The 18012-nt window shown below is 36.3% G+C and carries 9 protein-coding genes and 1 pseudogene; 7 read left to right on the forward strand and 3 right to left on the reverse strand.

What is annotated here, in order from left to right; translation table 11 throughout:
- Nucleotides 1–185 (reverse strand): annotated as a pseudogene (locus H710_RS06280) (LON peptidase substrate-binding domain-containing protein); the annotation flags it as partial.
- A gap of 1548 nt (nucleotides 186–1733) precedes the next feature.
- Here H710_RS06280 and H710_RS05585 point away from each other — a divergent pair.
- The 4 genes from H710_RS05585 (at nucleotide 1734) to H710_RS05600 (ending at nucleotide 5959) form a co-directional block, all read left to right on the forward strand.
- Complete coding sequence (locus H710_RS05585) at nucleotides 1734–2765, forward strand: aspartate-semialdehyde dehydrogenase (protein ID WP_041849832.1); 1032 nt, start codon at nucleotides 1734–1736, stop codon at nucleotides 2763–2765.
- Between the two features lie 678 nt (nucleotides 2766–3443).
- Nucleotides 3444–4262, forward strand: a complete 819-nt coding sequence (locus H710_RS05590; RefSeq protein ID WP_041849833.1) for a MetQ/NlpA family ABC transporter substrate-binding protein — start codon at nucleotides 3444–3446, stop codon at nucleotides 4260–4262.
- A gap of 7 nt (nucleotides 4263–4269) precedes the next feature.
- Entirely contained in the window at nucleotides 4270–5307 is a 1038-nt protein-coding gene (locus H710_RS05595; RefSeq protein ID WP_041849834.1) for a methionine ABC transporter ATP-binding protein, read from the forward strand.
- Nucleotides 5300–5959 (forward strand): methionine ABC transporter permease, encoded by a 660-nt coding sequence (locus H710_RS05600; protein ID WP_041849835.1) that lies wholly within the window; start codon nucleotides 5300–5302, stop codon nucleotides 5957–5959. Before H710_RS05595 ends, H710_RS05600 begins: the two co-directional genes overlap by 8 nt.
- Nucleotides 5960–5963: 4 nt before the next feature.
- On the opposite strand, the gene H710_RS05605 is transcribed toward H710_RS05600, so the two are convergent.
- Nucleotides 5964–6443 (reverse strand): MaoC family dehydratase, encoded by a 480-nt coding sequence (locus H710_RS05605; protein WP_041849891.1) that lies wholly within the window; start codon nucleotides 6441–6443, stop codon nucleotides 5964–5966.
- 168 nt (nucleotides 6444–6611) lie between these two features.
- Here H710_RS05605 and H710_RS05610 point away from each other — a divergent pair, with 168 nt between their 5' ends.
- Both H710_RS05610 and H710_RS05615 read left to right on the forward strand, forming a co-directional pair.
- Nucleotides 6612–7937, forward strand: coding sequence for an NAD(P)H-dependent oxidoreductase (locus H710_RS05610; RefSeq protein WP_041849836.1), 1326 nt, complete (start codon nucleotides 6612–6614; stop codon nucleotides 7935–7937).
- A 294-nt stretch (nucleotides 7938–8231) separates the two neighbouring features.
- Nucleotides 8232–8975 (forward strand): creatininase family protein, encoded by a 744-nt coding sequence (locus H710_RS05615; protein ID WP_041849892.1) that lies wholly within the window; start codon nucleotides 8232–8234, stop codon nucleotides 8973–8975.
- Nucleotides 8976–9540: 565 nt separating this feature from the next.
- On the opposite strand, the gene H710_RS06435 is transcribed toward H710_RS05615, so the two are convergent.
- Entirely contained in the window at nucleotides 9541–15843 is a 6303-nt protein-coding gene (locus tag H710_RS06435) for a hypothetical protein (protein WP_244875597.1), read from the reverse strand.
- 1172 nt (nucleotides 15844–17015) lie between these two features.
- On the opposite strand from H710_RS06435, the gene H710_RS05625 reads away from it, so the two are divergent.
- Nucleotides 17016–17936, forward strand: coding sequence for a siderophore ABC transporter substrate-binding protein (locus H710_RS05625; RefSeq protein ID WP_041849837.1), 921 nt, complete (start codon nucleotides 17016–17018; stop codon nucleotides 17934–17936).
- Nucleotides 17937–18012: the final 76 nt, after the last annotated feature.

Raw genomic sequence — 18012 nt, forward strand, 5'->3', positions numbered from 1 at the left:
TGTACAATGTTGTCCCAGTTATGCTCCATTTCATGGATGGTTAGGTAATGCTCAATAGTGCTTAATAAATTTTCCCGATTAATACTCTCTGAAATATCAAAGGATTGCAAGGTCTCCATGTTCACCAGTTCTGATTGGCTGATTTTCTGATATGAGGTTTTTAAATTTTGTAATATCTGTTGCACAGATAAAACTCTTTGTATTTCATCAATGTCAATGTTTGTGATGAAAAAGAGAATACTTAAATCATATTAATCTTTATTACAAAGGTCGTATTTAGATATAGCGTTTATCTGAAGCTTTAATCAATTTTTTACATGGGGGGATATTATAGTTTCACTTATAATATATGCTATTACTACTTTCTCGTTGTATATTGGGAATACAACATATGCGGTGATTGATGTTCTTTTTTCTTAGATAAGTTACAAGTAGTTGGTATCCTCTGTTTCCATGAGTGCGGATGTGTATAGAAGTTTGACTTCTCATTTCCAATGAGAGAAGCAGAGGCATATTAGTGATTTTTTGATATGACGACAATATGAGACAGAAGATTATTCAATCATTCTCATTGACAGTAATCTGAAAGATGAGCAAGTAAGTTTTTATAACACTTGTTTCCAACTGTTGGGGAAGCATAAATTAATAGACGAGAATCGTGTGTTCTTCCTAATTACTCTATCAAAAAATCGAATAGGAAAAATCTCTAAGCAAACAAAAACCCCAAATAGGTAACAAACCTAAATGGGGTAAATTTTATACGTATTACAACCCTTCAGTTATTGAATAATCTTTAATCAATAATTGGAAACTAAATAACCTTCCATCTATAATTCACAAAATTTAGTTATACTCACCGTAATAGCTGATAATCTTATTTGCAAAATATTTTTACATTTAATTTTAGGAGAAAAACACATCATTCAGTTTTACCTAATTTAAACGGATAGTCAGAATAATAAAACAGTCTCCCATTAAAGAAGGAAAATTAATAAGCTGATCGATTAAACGTGAACAATATTGATTCAAATACGTAGACTAACCCAAGAAAAATACCAAAAATCATAATAACCCCCCGTTATAAATAATTAAAAAAATATACAGATAAGCATTTCTATTTAAAAAGCTTAAATGTTCTCAATTAACATAAGGATTCCCCTACACTTCATAGAGATATCTAAAACCTTAACGCACATTAGGCAAGCACTCACATTTAAGTGTCTGTGTTACTGGATTAAGGTAAACATCTTTATTAATTTTTAGAAAACCCCAATTTTTATTTGGTAAATATTTAAATTTTATTTGTCAAATATTATTTTTATATTTATGCAAAAAGAATATTTATAATGTTAGAATACAAACAATTTTACGTGTACAATGCAATATGTAAAAATTCAAAAGCCTGCAGTATAACATATAACAACAGCGCAACAATTGACAGGATATAAGGAATTCTCTAAAGTGAAGCCTCGTCGGGGAAATGTTTATACAGCTCGGCTAAAATATTCAAATTTTCTCAGCTTTCAAGATTAGCAAAAGTGGTTAATTGCAAAATAAATCGGTTGTGAGTGTTGTGATCATAGCCAATATACGTGTAAGATCGTATTTAAGAAAGTGACAATAAAGATTATTCAACGTTCATCAGCCAACTCACCCTTTCCTGATCCAGTACAGGAAAGAGAACCGACAGTGTGTTCGTTTTTGTAAAATAGAGGTATGAGGAGTGTAAAACTATGGCTTTTAAAGTTACAGTTGTTGGCGCAACCGGGAATGTTGGCCGTGAAATGCTAAAAATTCTAGAAGAGCGTGGCTTTCCTGCAAGTGAAGTCGTTCCTTTAGCTTCACGACGCTCACTAGGACAGAACATTGTTTATGGTAACAAAACCTTAAAAGTGAAAGCACTTGATACCTACGATTTTTCCGACACCGATTTGTGCCTAATGTCTGCTGGAGGAAAAATTTCCAAAGAATATGCCCCTAAAATTGGTGCCGCTGGCTGTGTAGTGATCGACAATTCATCGACTTGGCGTTACAATGCTGATATTCCTTTGATTGTACCCGAAGTCAATGCAGAAGCGATTAACGGCTTTTCTAAACACAACATTATTGCTAACCCCAATTGCTCAACAATTCAACTGGTTGTAGCTTTAAAGCCTCTCCATGACGCAGCAATCATTAAACGTGTCGTTGTTTCCACTTATCAATCAGTTTCCGGAGCGGGCAAAGAAGGAATGGACGAATTGTTTGAACAATCACGTGCTGTTTTTGTTGCTGATCCAATCTCATCAAAAAAATTCACCAAGCGTATTGCCTTTAACCTCATTCCTCATATCGATACTTTCATGGAAGATGGCTACACTAAAGAAGAATGGAAAATGATGGTTGAAACAAAAAAAATTCTTGACCCTAAAATCAAATTAACAGCCACAGCTGTTCGAGTTCCCGTCTTTATCAGTCACGCTGAAGCCGTCAATGTTGAATTTGAAAAACCACTAAGTGTCTATGAAGCACAGAGCTTACTGCGTGATGCACCTGGTTGCCAACTTGTCGATAAACACGAAAATGGTGGCTATATTACACCTTATGAATGCACAGGAGAGGATGATACTTTTATCAGCCGTGTTCGTGAAGATATTACTGTTGAAAATGGTTTAGCTTTCTGGATTGTTGCTGACAATTTAAGAAAAGGAGCCGCATTGAATGCAATTCAAATTGCTGAACTTTTGACTACTAATCAGTGGATCAAACCCAAAGCATCTGCCTAAAAATAGCCGCTAAAAAACAAAGTAAAACGAGTATTACCTATATGTTGTGCATATTACGGGTGACTTTTGCGCACAACATAAATATTACCCATAGCTACAAATAACCATTCAAACAATCTTACCAATAGCAATTCTAAACCTCAATCCTCCAAAGATACTATCATCATGGATAAAATTTCCCTATAAATCATCCTTTTTCCTTTGCGATAATTTTCAGAAATAAAATATTTATTTTTGTAATAATTGATTGCGTTATAAAATGATGAAGTGTTCTTTTATTTTCTTTTAAAAGCTATTTCTTGAGAAAAGTTCTTTTTGTTCTCTCCCTAATATCCCTCATACATTACATATAAGCATTTACATTTATAGTCCCGCTCATATCATAACTAACTGCTTTTAAAGAACATAATATGATTACTCTTTTTCAAGTCATGACTGCTTAAAGAAGTTTTGTACTGGTTTCATCAAATAATAAAAAATGCGAATTTTATTTGTTAAATTTTAAGAAAATATGCATTGATAAAATCATCATATATTATATGATAATTTATTTAAAATAAAGTAATTGAATAATTTATAATATATTCTTATGTTATTCTATTTTAATATTTAATTTATATAGAAAATGTGTAAATTTTACTTTATAAATTGTCTAAAAAACAAGAAAGACAAAAATTTATGACACTGAATAAACTGTCCTGGTACACTATAATTGGATTATTTCTTTCTCTTGCTGCATGTTTTTTTTATGCTCCCGTTGCCATAGCAGTAGACAAATCAAAAATCAAACTCGGTGTCATGGAAGGAGCAGAGGCCATTATTTGGGAAGTTGCCATTGAACAAGCTAAAAAAGATGGTCTTGATATTGAGCTCGTTTATTTTTCTGATTACACACTGCCCAACGATGCTGTTCATGCTGGAGATATTGATGCGAACGCTTTTCAGCACACACCTTATCTTGATACGCAGATAGAACAGCGTGGCTATAAACTTTCAATTGTCGGATATACTTTTATCACTCCAATTGGTATCTACTCACACAAAATTACAGATATAAAGAATCTGCAAAATAAAGCAAATATTGGCATCCCCAATGATCCATCTAATGGTGGCAGAGCCTTGCTCTTGCTCGATTCTTTAGGTATCATTAAGTTAAAAGATCCTCATAATGTTCTTGCATCTCCACTTGATATTGTTGAAAATCCTAAAAATGTGAAAATCCATGAATTAGATGCCGGTATTTTAGGACGTGCCATTGATGATTTTGATATTGTAATTGTGAATACAAATTGGGCACTGACAACTGGATTACACCCACAAAAAGATGCCATTGCATGGGAAAAAGCAGAAAATAATCCTTATAATAATATCATTGTTGTACGCACTGCAGACAAAGATGAACCATGGATCCGAAAATTAGTTGCTGCTTATAACAGCGAACCAGTCCGAGAAAAACTTAAAGAAATCTTTGGCACAACTGCTCAAACATCTTGGTAACTTGTGAATGGAGAATTCTGCTGCCCTTATTTCCCTAAAAAATGTTAGTCATTGTTTTTCTAAAACAGCAGCTATTCCAGCGCTTAACAATTTATCTCTTGATATCCACGCAGGTGAAATTCTTGGTATTATTGGACGCAGTGGGGCAGGAAAATCAACATTGATGCGGTGTTTAAATGGATTAGAAAAAATCGATGAAGGAAACCTTTTTTTTGAAGGAGTGAATATTTCAAACCTATCAGAAACAGAATGGGCTCCTTATCGCCGACATATTGGAATGATCTTCCAACATTTCAATCTTTTATCGTCTCAAAAAGTTATTGATAATATTACATTACCACTAAAATTAGCAGGCATAAATAAAAAACAACGCTATAAACGTGCTTTTGAACTCATTGAATTGGTAGGGTTATGTGGCAAAGAACACCACTATCCTGCAGAACTTTCAGGAGGGCAAAAACAGCGTGTCGGTATTGCACGGTCTCTGGCTGCTAATCCTAAAATATTGTTATCAGATGAGGCTACCTCTGCTCTTGATCCTGAAACAACGCAATCTATTCTAGAGCTTCTTTCTGATATCAACTACCGTCTCAATCTGACTATTGTTCTCATTACCCATGAAATGGAAGTTATACGCACAATCGCGCATCGCGTTATCGTCCTTAATCAAGGAAGCATTGTAGAAGAAGGATATGTAAAAGATATTTTTACATCACCACAAGAAGATACAACCATCGCTATGCTAAAACTTGTAACACCACAGCTTCCAAAAAAATTTGCACAAAAACTCAAACCAAGTGGTCAAGAAGCTGTCATTGAGATTAATATTGACGGTGAAATCGCACAACAACCTTTTTTAAATCTTCTTGAAGATGATATCGGATTAAGGGCACGTATTTTACACGGCAGTATTGATACTGTTCAAGGTGAAACCATTGGACGCCTTTTTTTAGGTCTTCCCAGCCAAGATAAAATAAGGTTGGAACAAGCTGTTAAATGGTTAACAGAAAAAGGTCGATATTGTGAGGTTTTAGGCTATGTTTAAGACTCTCCTTCATGAGCTACCTAACGCCATTCTTGATACGTTATTGATGACAACAACTGCCTCTTTAATCGCTCTTATCATCGGACTTCCGCTTGGTTTGCTGCTCTATACAACAGCATGCGGAGGACTTTATGCATCATCTCTCATTAATCGTCCTCTCAGTGTCGTTATTGATAGTACTCGCGCTATTCCCTTTATTATTCTCGCCTTTTATCTTTTGCCTGTCACGCGTATGGTTTTTGGAAGCGGTGTAGGAATTCACGCAGTGATCTTTGTTCTCACCATTTCAGCTATTCCCTTTTATACACGTATCGCAGAATTATCGTTTAAAACGGTTGATCATGGTTTAGTAGAAGCAGTCCGTTCTATGGGTGCTAATCGTTTACAGATTGTCAGGCATGTGCTTATTCCTGAAGCACTCCCTAACCTGATTAATGGCTTTACAGTGATGATTATTTCTCTAATCGGAGCCACTTCACTTGCTGGATATCTTGGTGGTGGTGGTTTAGGGGATATGGCAATTCGCTACGGCTATCAGCGTTATAATACTTCCATCATGACAATCGTTATTATTGCTTTGATCATACTGAACATCACGGTTCAATGGTTCTCTGATCGCATAACTCAGAAATTGGACAAAAAAAATCTTTGAAAATTTAATGATCTGATTTTTCTTTCTCAACAGTAGTAATAACAATCCAATCAGCGGTAAGAGCTGGACTTTTTGACTGTTCAATCTCTATTGTTACTTGATAATAAAAAACCACCCGACCAGAAAGACGAACTTTAGCATCGCTTAAAACAAAACGGGCACGTATTCGTGTACCTGTTTTCACAGGGGCTATAAAGCGAACTTTATCAAAACCATAATTAATTCCCATGGTTGCCCCTTCCAACTCTGGCAAAACCTCATAAGCCAGCGTAGACAAAAGCGATAATGTTAAAAAACCATGTGCAATAGTGCCCCCAAAAGGTGTTTCTTTTGCTTTTTCTTCATTAACATGGATCCATTGATGATCATCTGTTGCAGATGCAAATTGGTTAATCATATCTTGTGTTACTAAGCGCCACGACGATACACCAATTTCCTGTCCAATAAAATTAGGGATATCTTGTACTGCTATTTTTCGCTGCATAATACCATTCCTATTTTGTTCGATAAAAAGCTCACTCTCTTCCCCCTTGCTTTTATAGAAGCGATTAATTAGAGCATCAAGAATAAAAGAAATGAAATATTTCAAAAATAAATGCATCTTATCAAGAAAATGTCTCGTTAAAGAGATACTTTTCAAATAGGAAAAACAATGGCCAGTAATGTAACCTTGACAGGTTTAGCACGTGATTTAAAACAATATGCAGAACAGCACCAACCAATTCGTATTGGACTTGTTGGATGTGGTGAAATGGGAACGGATTTATTATCAAGCGTTGCACATATAGAGGGTATAACGGTTGCAGCTGTTGTCACCCGAACACCTTCACGTGTTTTAGATGCTGCCGCTTTAGCCTATGGTGAAAAAGGCCATGCCATCACAGTTGAAAACACCAAAGCTTTAACTGAAGCCATTGAAAAAGGCTTAATTGCTGCCACAGATGATCTTGACCTTCTTTTAAAACATGAACAAATTGACATTGTCGTTGATGCAACAGGCTATCCTGAAGCTGGTGCAGAAATTGGCTTCAAAACGCTTGCAAATAATAAACATCTTGTCATGATGAATGTCGAGGCCGATGTTACAATTGGTACTTATCTCAAACATGAAGCCGATAAAAGAGGCCTCATTTATACATTGGGTGCTGGTGATGAACCCTCTTCCTGTATGGAATTGATCGAATTTGTTTCAGCCCTTGGACATCAGATTATTGCGGCAGGTAAAGGAAAGAATAATCCGCTTATTTTTGATGCTATTCCTGATCATTATGAAGAAGAAGCAACTCGGCGTAATATGAATGTTCGCATGTTAGTTGAGTTTATTGATGGTTCTAAGACAATGGTTGAAATGGCTGCTATTGCCAACGCAACAGGTCTTGTTCCTGATTGTGCAGGAATGCATGGTCCACAAGCTGCGCTTGAAGAGTTAGATAAAGTGTTCATTCCAAAAAAAGATGGTGGCATTTTAAATCGATGTGGTGTTGTGGATTATTCAATAGGCCGGGGAGTATCTCCTGGTATTTTTGTGATTGCAAAAATAGCACATCCACGTCTACGTGAGCGTATGGAAGATTTAAAAATCGGACGAGGACCCTATTTCACCTTTCATCGCCCATATCATTTAACCGCAATGGAAGTTCCTCTTACCTGCGCACGCGTTATGCTGTATGGTAAAGCGGATATGGCACCGCTCAGTCACCCAGTAGCAGAAGTCTGTGCTGTTGCCAAAAAGGACCTACACCCAGGCGACCAATTAGATTTTATCGGTCTCTATACCTATCGCGCTTGGACTATGAGTGTTGCAGAGGCACGTAGCCAGCAAGCTATTCCTTGTGGCCTGCTAGAAAAAGCAACAGTTACAGCTGAAATAAAAAAAAATGAACTCATTACAATACACAATACAGCCATTCGCGAAAACCAGTGGATTGCTAATCTTCGCACAAAGCAAGACCTTTTGCTTAATTTACATGCTTCCTAACAGCATACATAAACATCTGTTTTTTGAAAAACACTGAGTTTATTATAAGCATGCTAAGATAAAAGCACACTCACAACAATAATATTCTAATACCCTCTTATTATTTATAATTATTATTATCTTATAATTGCCAGTCTTTTTAATAATGCATCCATTTTTTATCATACGCAGATTGGATAAAATAAAACTCTTCATTTGAATTTTTTTTATATATAGATTATAATTTAGGAGGGATTGCTTATCAGAGTGAATGCATTCCGCATCTTATTCACTTATCTTTTTTGTGACGAATTTATGGTTTCAGATATCCCTCCCCTTGCTCTTTTACCCTTGGGAGCTCACGAATATCATGGAGATCATCTCCCATTTGAAACAGACTGGATTATTGCCGAATCCTTTGCAAAAGCTCTCACCTTAAAAACAAAAGAGAAGTTTCATATCACACGTTTACCAGTTGAAAAAATTGGCTATTCAGTAGAGCATATGGATATTGCTGGAACACAAACGCTTACCTTCTCTGATGCTATAGAACGCTGGATTAATATTGGTGAAAACTGTTACCGTAAAGGTATAAAACGTTTTCTTCTTCTCAATGCTCATGGAGGTAACTCACCATTAATGAGCATTGTTATTACTGAATTACGGAAGAGGTTTTCAATGCTTGCAGTTGCTACAAGTTGGAAGCGTTTTGGATTACCAGAAGGCTTAATGACAGCATCACAACACCATCTTGATATCCATGGAGGGTTTCTTGAAACCTCCTTAATGCTCTATTTAGCACCAGAAAAAGTGCATATAAAAGAAGCAAAAAATTTTCATAACAAACAAGCTGACATGATTGCTCATCACAAATATTTACGAGCTTATGGCCCCCATGCTTTTGGGTGGATCATGCGTGATCTCAATGCACAAGGAGCAGCAGGCAATGCAAGTCACGCAACTTCTCAAGCAGGTGAAGCAATTTTTTCTCATGTTCTTTGCGGACTTTGTGATTTACTTGATGATATCAGTCAATTTAAAATAGATGCATTACAATGAAAAACGTAACTATGGGGCAGACACAGAAATACACCTGAAAATTTTTCATTGCAATTCTCATAAATTACCAAATTAGATAACACCCCCTTTCAATTGCGTCTGGGAAAAGAGCCGGTATGACCACAGTCATACAGTCATTATGCAATAAACTGAGTGCTTTGGTGTTGATGACCTTCTTGCTAAGAAATTAACGTGAAAATATCTTATGATAAAAACACTGCTTAATATTTATTGACAGTATAATGTTAACTTATCCGCATTTTTAAAAGTCAGATGCAATCCTATCTGATTTAATTATCTTTGCACAACAAGACTTAACACCCCAATTCCAATTGTAAAATCTTCCCTGTTCTATCAACAATCTTTTTACGCCTTCTATTATTTTCCTCCCAATATCAAAAAGATGTACCGATTGATTACTTATTCTATTCAATCACGATAAGCACAATTCACTCTTAGACTTTTTTGAAAAAAATAATCAAATAAATATAAACATAAAATCACCCCCTTGCGGCTATGAAGCAACAAAGGGGTGATCAACGATCAGAAATCAACCAAATTATAACTAGAATCGGTAGCGCAGACCTCCTGAAACACTAGTTCCAGTGAAACCAAAAGTGTCAAGTTTGTGCTTATAGACCAAATCTCCGTAGATCATCACAGCTGAAGTTAATTGAGCATTAACTCCAAAACCTCCTTCGATCGCAGAACCGAAAGCACCTAAACGGAACGCATCATGAATGTACACAAACTGATCTCCTCCATAACTACTCGTGAAGTGAACTCTTCCGTAGAAAGAAACAAAATGACCTCTTTGCAAAGTTTGTATTGCTTTTCCGAAACGCCCACCAACACGCATTGTAAATTGATCTGGACGGTCAAATTGAACATTCAAACAATCAACATCAACAGTTTCATTAAAGGCAACAGACTGATAAATTAGCTGAATCTGTGGCTCAAAGACAAGCCCTTTATAGTTCGTGACAAAAGTTTTCCCTGTTGTCAAAGAAGCACTCAATGGTTGACCACGTAAATTAACCGCTACACCACGTTCAGCTGTCAAAACATCACCTGCTAAAAACCCATAAGAGAAAGTACCATTTGCATAAAAACCGTTATCATGTTGCACACGCCCATAAGCGGTTAAAGACCATTTATCCAATGTGCTTTTTAGGCTTTTTGCAACTTGTTTAGGTTGTAAAGACAAATGTCCAAAATTCCCCATAACCCCAAAGAACATGTTGCTGTGCTTGTTTTCTATTGTTTTCAGCAAAGCACTTCCTTGTACACCCTGATAACCAACATCGGCTCCATAACCATATTCGTTTTTAGTTAGGTTAGAAGTATAGCGGTGACTTCCATCATAACCTTGTACAGAAATTTTATCTGAAAGATCACCAGCATCAATCTGTATCGTTTCCAACAGCTTGTTTTGATAATTAATATCCATCAAATCAGCATGGAAAAAAGCATTCGGCAACACCAAATAGACCGGAACTTGCGGAGCGATAGCTCTGAAAGGACGAGCATGTCTTCCATACAGAGAGTTTTCATCTTCTTCAAACTCGTCCCAATCTAACTCTTCTCCATTTTCTCCAAACACAACTTCTTGTAAGCGGAAATCCCAAAAATTATCACCGTTTCCTGAAACAAATCTTTGTCTTTTCATAGACTTTTCTTTTTTTGCATCAGACTGCTTCGGGCCATAAGCTTTTAAACGATATTGATAAGGCAACCCACCAAGTGTAGTATAACCACTCTCTAATTCAAATGAATCCTTGTACGCTTCACCAGAAACCTGAATAATTGAAATACCTTTTTTCTTTCCGTCATTCTTAGTTACTGCTTCTTTATCATTAACGTCCAAATGCCCATTCACATGCACTCTAGTAGTGCTTCCAGCAACAGAGCCTTCGATCAAAACACGATCCGTCTTTTGATTATCAAGCTGGCCTTTCTCATCTACATAAGCATTAAGATAAAGATGTGCACCACCACTTACATAGTAAGCAATATCACCACGCACAGTTCCTGGCTTACCAATACGAAGCGTTTGATACTCTTGTGGAGCTACACTTTGAGATGCAAAAGCAATACTACTATGATTAAGGTGAAGGAATGAAATACTCGAATCTGGAAGACCTGCATCTCTAGATTTATTAGAATCTGATCCATTTAACAGTTCATATTGGTTTTTTGTTAAAGTCCATTTTGAGTTATTACTTAAATAAAACCCAACATTAGAAGTACCATTAATACGCGTACCACCTGTTAAGGAAGAATCATCAGCGACAATGATTATTTCATCTTTACCTTCTCTAGTTTCTAACAATAGACTACCAGAAACCTCTGTCCCTTGTGATAATTGAATATAAGCACGCCCATGATCACTATAAATAGCTGCGCTATCTGGAACTGTAAGAGTTGTCTTCTGCAAAGAAACAAAAGAGGTTCCTAGAGCGACACGTTCCTTTATAGGGCTTTCTGCTAACCATACTTGTTTTTTATGTTTTGGCAACAGTGTAGAACCTCGAACATATATACCGTAAGCTGCGCTACCTTTCACAGAAAATTCCGAGCGAGCGATATTAATCCCAAGAAAATGCGGAAAATTACGGGCATAATAATCATCTGAATGATCAAAGTCAGTATCATTCATAATTTGCAATCCATGATGATAGGTAACATCAATCTTACCGTCATTAAAAGTAATCAAACCAGTTTTGTTTGCATAAAAAGCTGCACCAAATACCATCTTATTTACATTTTCACCAATGCCAGTAATAAAAACATCTTTAGCCGTAAAAGAGGCATTACTCAAAGAAACCCCATTATTGGAAAAATTAAGACGTCCATTAAACATCTCAACCTTCCCACCTTTACCTATCATTATACCTGCTGAACCTCCTCTAGTGACCACTTCTGTACCCATTAGAGTTACAGCCCCTCCTGTGTTGTAAATCCCAGTAATCGCAGTAATTTTTCCACCTGTCATGCTAATATTGGTTCCTTTATCTTCAACACGAAGACCTGTACGCACACCTTCAAGCGTCGTGTTATTCAAACCAATTTTCCCTTTCGTTTTAGCATATACACCTATGCGATGGCCTACGTTTTCTACTGTAGTTTCTAAATCACTAACAACTTTTACGCCATCTGCTTTAATTGTACTGCCTGCTTCTGATTTTATGACAGCAGCCTCCTCCCCTTTATTTAGCACAGAAATTTCAACATTCTTTAAAGTAATATTTGCTTTTTCACCTGTAGCACGAACCCCTACAGTCTTGGCTATAACCCTCCCCTCTATCATGCTAATTACTCCACCCTCAGCTACAAGCCCAGAGTCTCCATGATTCTCTACTTTTACACCTGATAATCCGATACTTGCCTCATTCTGTGCCTTAACAGCAACAGTATTCTTCAACTTAATAGCCCCATTACTCATTATAATCTTTGATTTTTCACCTTCAGACAAAAATCCATATGAATCTGCAACATCACTGCTATTATTACTTTCCACTTGCGTATTCTTTAAGTTGATAACCCCCGCATTCTCTACCTTAACAGCCATTTTTTTAACTTGGATATTCCCGTCTTCTATATCAATAGACCCACCGGAAGTGTGAAAAACAATAGCCTTATTCGACTTAACAGACCCACCTGTCATTATAATCTTTGACCCTTCGTCAGATACAAATTCAGATGCATTATTTGCAGCACCATTATCACTATGATTATTCTTCACGTTTACATCAATTAAGTTGACACTCCCACTTCTCAGCACCTTAACAGCTGAACCTTTTGCAGCGATCGATCCCCCGTTTATTTCAATGGATGCATTATTAGAAAAAATCCCCACTACTCCACGATTCTCTACTTTTACATCTGATAATTTAATACTCGCGTTATCCTCTGCCATAATAGCTGCAATCTTGTTTACCTTAATAGATCCATCGTTCATTATAATCTTTGATTCTTGGGTAGCCAAAAGCCCATATGAATTCTGAACAAAGCGGCTATCATTAGTAGTTTCCACTTGCGTATTCTTTAAGTTGATAATACCCTTCTTACCCTGTGACTTAACAGCTACTCCTTTAGCTTGGATCTCCCCGTCTTCTATATCAATAGTTCCACCGGCAGTGTAAACAGCAACAGCCTCACCCGACTTAACAGACCCACGTATCATTGTAATCTTTGCTTCGGTAATCTTTGCTTCGTTACTGTCAACCCAAAGCCCATATGAATTTGCAGTCTCACTGGCATTGTTAACTTCCACTGTCGTATTCTCTAACTTGACAACCCCCTTACCCACTGACTTAACAGCTACTCTTTTAGCTTGGATTTTCCCGTTTCTTATCTCAATAACTCCACCGGAGTAAACAGCAATAGCCTTATCCGACTCAACAGACCCACTACTCATTATAATCTTTGATTGTTGATTTTCAGTCCAAAGCCCATACAAACCCTTAATATTCTTGTTATTGCTATTTTCTACTTTTGTATTCTCTAACTTGACAACCCCCCCACTCAGCACCTTAACAGCTACTTTTTGGGCTTGGATATTCCCGCCTTTTATCTCAATAATTCCATCGTGAGCGTAAACAGCAACAACCTTATCCGACTTAACAGACCCACCTGTCATTGTAATTTTTGATTTTTCACCCTTAGCAAAAAGCACATATAAATCTTGATTTTTATTGCTATCGCTGCTTACTATGGTCATCACATTTACATTATTTAAGTCAACACTCCCTTCATCCAATACTTTAACAGCAACAGCATTAGTTACCTCAACACTTCCTTTGTTCATCACAATCTTTGCGTCTTTACTGTTAGCAAAAAGCCCATATGAATTTGTATTCCCATTACTCCTGTTTTTCACGGTTACATCATTTAAATTAACGCTCCCCTTATCCGATGCTGCAATAGAAACAGCAATATCTCCGTTTGTCTCAACATTCCCCTTGTACATCATAATGATTGCTTCTTTCTCAGCAAAAAGCCCATATACATTTTTATTATTGCCGTTTACTATGCTCTTCACATTTACACCATTTAAGTTGACACTCCCATTATTTGTTGCTTTAACAGCTATTCTTTTGGATATGATATTCCCGTTGTTCACATTAATAATTCCACCAGTAGTGTAAACAGCAACAGCCTCATCCGACTTAACACTACCATCGTTTATTGTAATTCTTGATTTGTTATCCCCAACCCAAAGCCCATATTCACCCTCGTTGCTTACTTTTACATTACCTGATAAGTTGATAATCCCCCCATTTAATGCCCCAACAGCTATAGATTTTTTTGCATCAATAGACCCACCATTCACTGTAATATTTGATTTGCTATCCTTAGCAAAGAGCACATACGCATTTTCAACATTACTGCTGTTATTCGCACTATTATCGCCCGACACACTTACACCTGATAACATAATATTTCCCGCGTTCGATGCCTGAACAACTACTTTTTTTCCTGTAATCATCCCGCCAGTCACATTAATAGTTCCACCTTGAGAGCTAAGTGTTTCTTCATTATTTGTACCTGAACTGACTACGTGTACATTTTTTAATATAACACTAGCACCCTTTTGTTTCGACAGAACCGCTACCTTAGACGCCGTAATTCCCCCATTGTTCATTTCAACGCTCCCCTTTTCAACCCAAACCCCTGCTGATTGTTCACTCTTTATTTGAACATTATCTAAATACATACGTCCTTGGTTTAGCTGAACAGCTCTCCCTTTTGTCGCAGTAATCATTCCACCATCCATAAGAAAGGATCCATCATTGTGAAAAAAAACTGCCTCTTTTTTTACACTCGCTATCGTTACGCCGTTTGATAATTTGACCATTCCTTTTCCTGATATCTTAATAGCTGTATCGTCTCCGCTGACCTTTCCCCCATCTATTTCAATGACTACAGTAGCATTACCTTTTCTTGAATATTCAGAAGCAATCCCTATTTGTTGGGCACTAATACCTACATTTGACAGCTTAATTAACACCCCCCTATCGTCCCTATCGTCTATATCCAAAGCTTTTTCTTTTGCTGAAATTGTTCCACCCTTTATATCTGCGAATACATTACTTTTAATCTTAATCCCATTTTTCGGGACATTGTTTTGTGACACACCTTCCCCCACGTTTGAGGAACTTTCACCTATATGAACACCTTGCAATATGAGATTTGCCATTTTATTTTCGGAACCATTTATGTCGACAGCAACCTCTGTCCCACGAAAAGTTACATTTTCCATATAAACATCTGATTTATCAGCTATAACTCCGCTTACCGCTCTAAGTTCCTGAATCGTTTTTAAAATGACCTTTGAATTTCCTGTTGCATGAACTGCTACGTCGAATGCACTAAATTTCCCGCTCTCCGTTACACTCACTGTTCCTTCCGATGTAGCGTAAGCACCGTTTCTTACATTACTTATAATCAACTTTTGAGCGTCTATAGTCCCTTTACCGGAAGCATAAAAAGCAACTGAATCCGCAACGCCCTCACCATTGATTACACCCCCATAAACTCTCATAGTTCCTGCTTTCTCTGCAATTACAGCAATATTTTTTTTGTTCACAGGCGATTCTTTTCCAATATGCACAAATTGTGTCGAGTTAATCGCAGCCCTTGACCTTATTGTACCTTCGAACTCTACATAACCACATGCAACATAATTATTGTAATAATTTCCTTCGCTTATAACAGTTCCATCACCAACATACGAACAATTCCTACTCGCCACGTCCCACGTTCCAGCTTGAATATTTGCTCCAATTAAATTCTGTAAAGTATAAATAATAAGTCCTAAAAAAATTAAACTGATAACATTTTGTGCTTTTCTTACAGTCATCATCGTCACCATACCAAACTTTCATAAAAACATTGAACAAATATTCTTACGAGACTCATCAGAAATTAAGTCTCAAAAAATTAAGTTTGGCGTTTATAACAAAATAATGGCGAAAAAAAGCCACAAATTGATAAAAACATTTTATTATCAATTTATCGTTACAATATGGATAATAAGTAATTGAAAAACAATATAAAATAGGAGAATGTATATAAAGTGATAAACACAAATTATCTTTAAAATAGTCCTAAAAAAGTACAAATTTACGCTCAATCAATTTTTATATATTGAACATAAACTCTTCAATTCCTCCGAAGAATAATCAAATAAACTCGAGATAAGTCTCCTAATAATATCAATTCTCTTATAATCTCACGACGCACATTCAAAGCACTCTCATTCCTATTTTTAGTTATATTTCCTTTGTTAACTGAACAGATTCATACATACTGGTTGCCTCAATTTACAAAAACACGTGAAATCAATTTGCCAATCACTTTAATTATTCGCCCATTATTCTCATGAATGCTTCCATCTGCGCTCAATTTCCTTTCACATATCTTCATAAGTTAAATGTCTGAAAGTGACCGTTCCTTTTTATTATGATAAAGAACATACATACAGTATTTTGTGGTATGATCTCTTATGTCTGGATGTAAAGTGATCATCATCCCATTGCATTTCATAATGGAATCTGAAAGCTTTCCTCTATCTTGACATTTTTGTATCGACTGAAATGGACCACTTTACGTGACATAATCCTGGATCACAAATATACGGTGCATTTTGTTCTCTTACTTAGCAGATATAGATGGAATAAACTGAGTGACATTTAAAATATACCAAAAATCTATTCGGTATTTATATAATCCTCTGAATAATTAATTTTCGCACTCACATTATATTATAATGTATCAATCTTATTATAAAGATAGGTATTATAAAAACGCTATAGATGAAAGATATCATAGTTTCATCTCTTTCCATTACACCACAAATTGATTTTACTCCCAAAAGTATAAAATAAATCTAAATTTAGCCATATTGGTATAATAGCCGTGTTACCCTTAATGTTTAAGAGTGTAATTTTGAAGCGAAATTGTAACAAAATTTCTATTAACTGTTTCCTCTATGACATACTTTAAATGATATTTTTGAATAAAAGGATTAAAATGATGATTATCAAATATATCAAATGGATAGCTTCTATCTTAGCTGCGGTAATGAGCTTGGTGACCATTTCATCAGCAGATATAACCATTGATCATACTTCAGGGAAAACTTCTGTTCCCCTTCATCCAAAAAAGATTGTGGTTTATGATCTCGCATCCCTTGATAATATGGTTCGTCTTGGTGTTGACGCCACTTTTGGTGTGATTGATGGGAAAAAACCTACATACCTCGAATATTTTAATGGGGCAGAATACGAAAAAATGGGAACACGCACAGATCCCAATTTTGAGAAAATTGCCTCGTTTCAGCCTGATCTTATCCTGATTGCTTCACGAGTGCGGTCTAAATATGAGAATTTTTCCCAAATTGCTCCAACACTTGATATGACAGTAAGATACGCAACCATCCTTAAAGATATTGAACGTAATCTTACTATGCTTGGACAAATTTTTGGCAAAGAAAAAGAAGCTGAACAAGAAATCGCCACACTTCATGATGCTTTAGCTGAAGTGCGTAAAAAGACACAAGGAAAAGGAAACGCTCTAGTTATCATGACCAGTGGTGGTAAAATAAGCGCGTTTGCTCCTGGAGGACGTTTTGATCTTCTCCACTCTAGCTTTGGGATCCCTAGTGTAACAGATAAAATATCCCAAGAAAGACATGGCCAGCTTATTTCCCCTGAATTCATTTTTAAACACAACCCTGATTGGTTATTGGTTGTTGATCGGGATGCAGCAATCGGACAAGAAGGAAAATCAGCAGCAGAATTGCTTGACCATAAACTGATTCATCGCACAAAAGCTTGGGAAAAAGGCCAAATCATTTATCTTGATCCTCAGAGCTGGTATTTAGCAAGCGGAAACCTCACTGGACTTCATAACACAATAAAACAGATCGGTGATGCTTTTGAAAATAGCAAATAAGCGCATAAATGACTTGCTTTCTATAAAATAAAATTTAAGAACAGAAGAAGTTTAGTAAAACAACTTCTGTTATTTT

It is taken from the genome of Bartonella bacilliformis Ver097, assembly GCF_000709795.1.
Taxonomy (GTDB): domain Bacteria; phylum Pseudomonadota; class Alphaproteobacteria; order Rhizobiales; family Rhizobiaceae; genus Bartonella; species Bartonella bacilliformis_A.

Coding starts and splice junctions, on each gene's coding strand:
- H710_RS05585 (WP_041849832.1), top strand. CDS start 1,734: ATGGCTTTTAAAGTTACAGTTGTTGGCGCAACCGGGAATGTTGGCCGT.
- H710_RS05590 (WP_041849833.1), top strand. CDS start 3,444: ATGACACTGAATAAACTGTCCTGGTACACTATAATTGGATTATTTCTT.
- H710_RS05595 (WP_041849834.1), top strand. CDS start 4,270: ATGGAGAATTCTGCTGCCCTTATTTCCCTAAAAAATGTTAGTCATTGT.
- H710_RS05600 (WP_041849835.1), top strand. CDS start 5,300: ATGTTTAAGACTCTCCTTCATGAGCTACCTAACGCCATTCTTGATACG.
- H710_RS05605 (WP_041849891.1), bottom strand. CDS start 6,443: ATGCAGCGAAAAATAGCAGTACAAGATATCCCTAATTTTATTGGACAG.
- H710_RS05610 (WP_041849836.1), top strand. CDS start 6,612: ATGGCCAGTAATGTAACCTTGACAGGTTTAGCACGTGATTTAAAACAA.
- H710_RS05615 (WP_041849892.1), top strand. CDS start 8,232: ATGGTTTCAGATATCCCTCCCCTTGCTCTTTTACCCTTGGGAGCTCAC.
- H710_RS06435 (WP_244875597.1), bottom strand. CDS start 15,843: ATGATGACTGTAAGAAAAGCACAAAATGTTATCAGTTTAATTTTTTTA.
- H710_RS05625 (WP_041849837.1), top strand. CDS start 17,016: ATGATTATCAAATATATCAAATGGATAGCTTCTATCTTAGCTGCGGTA.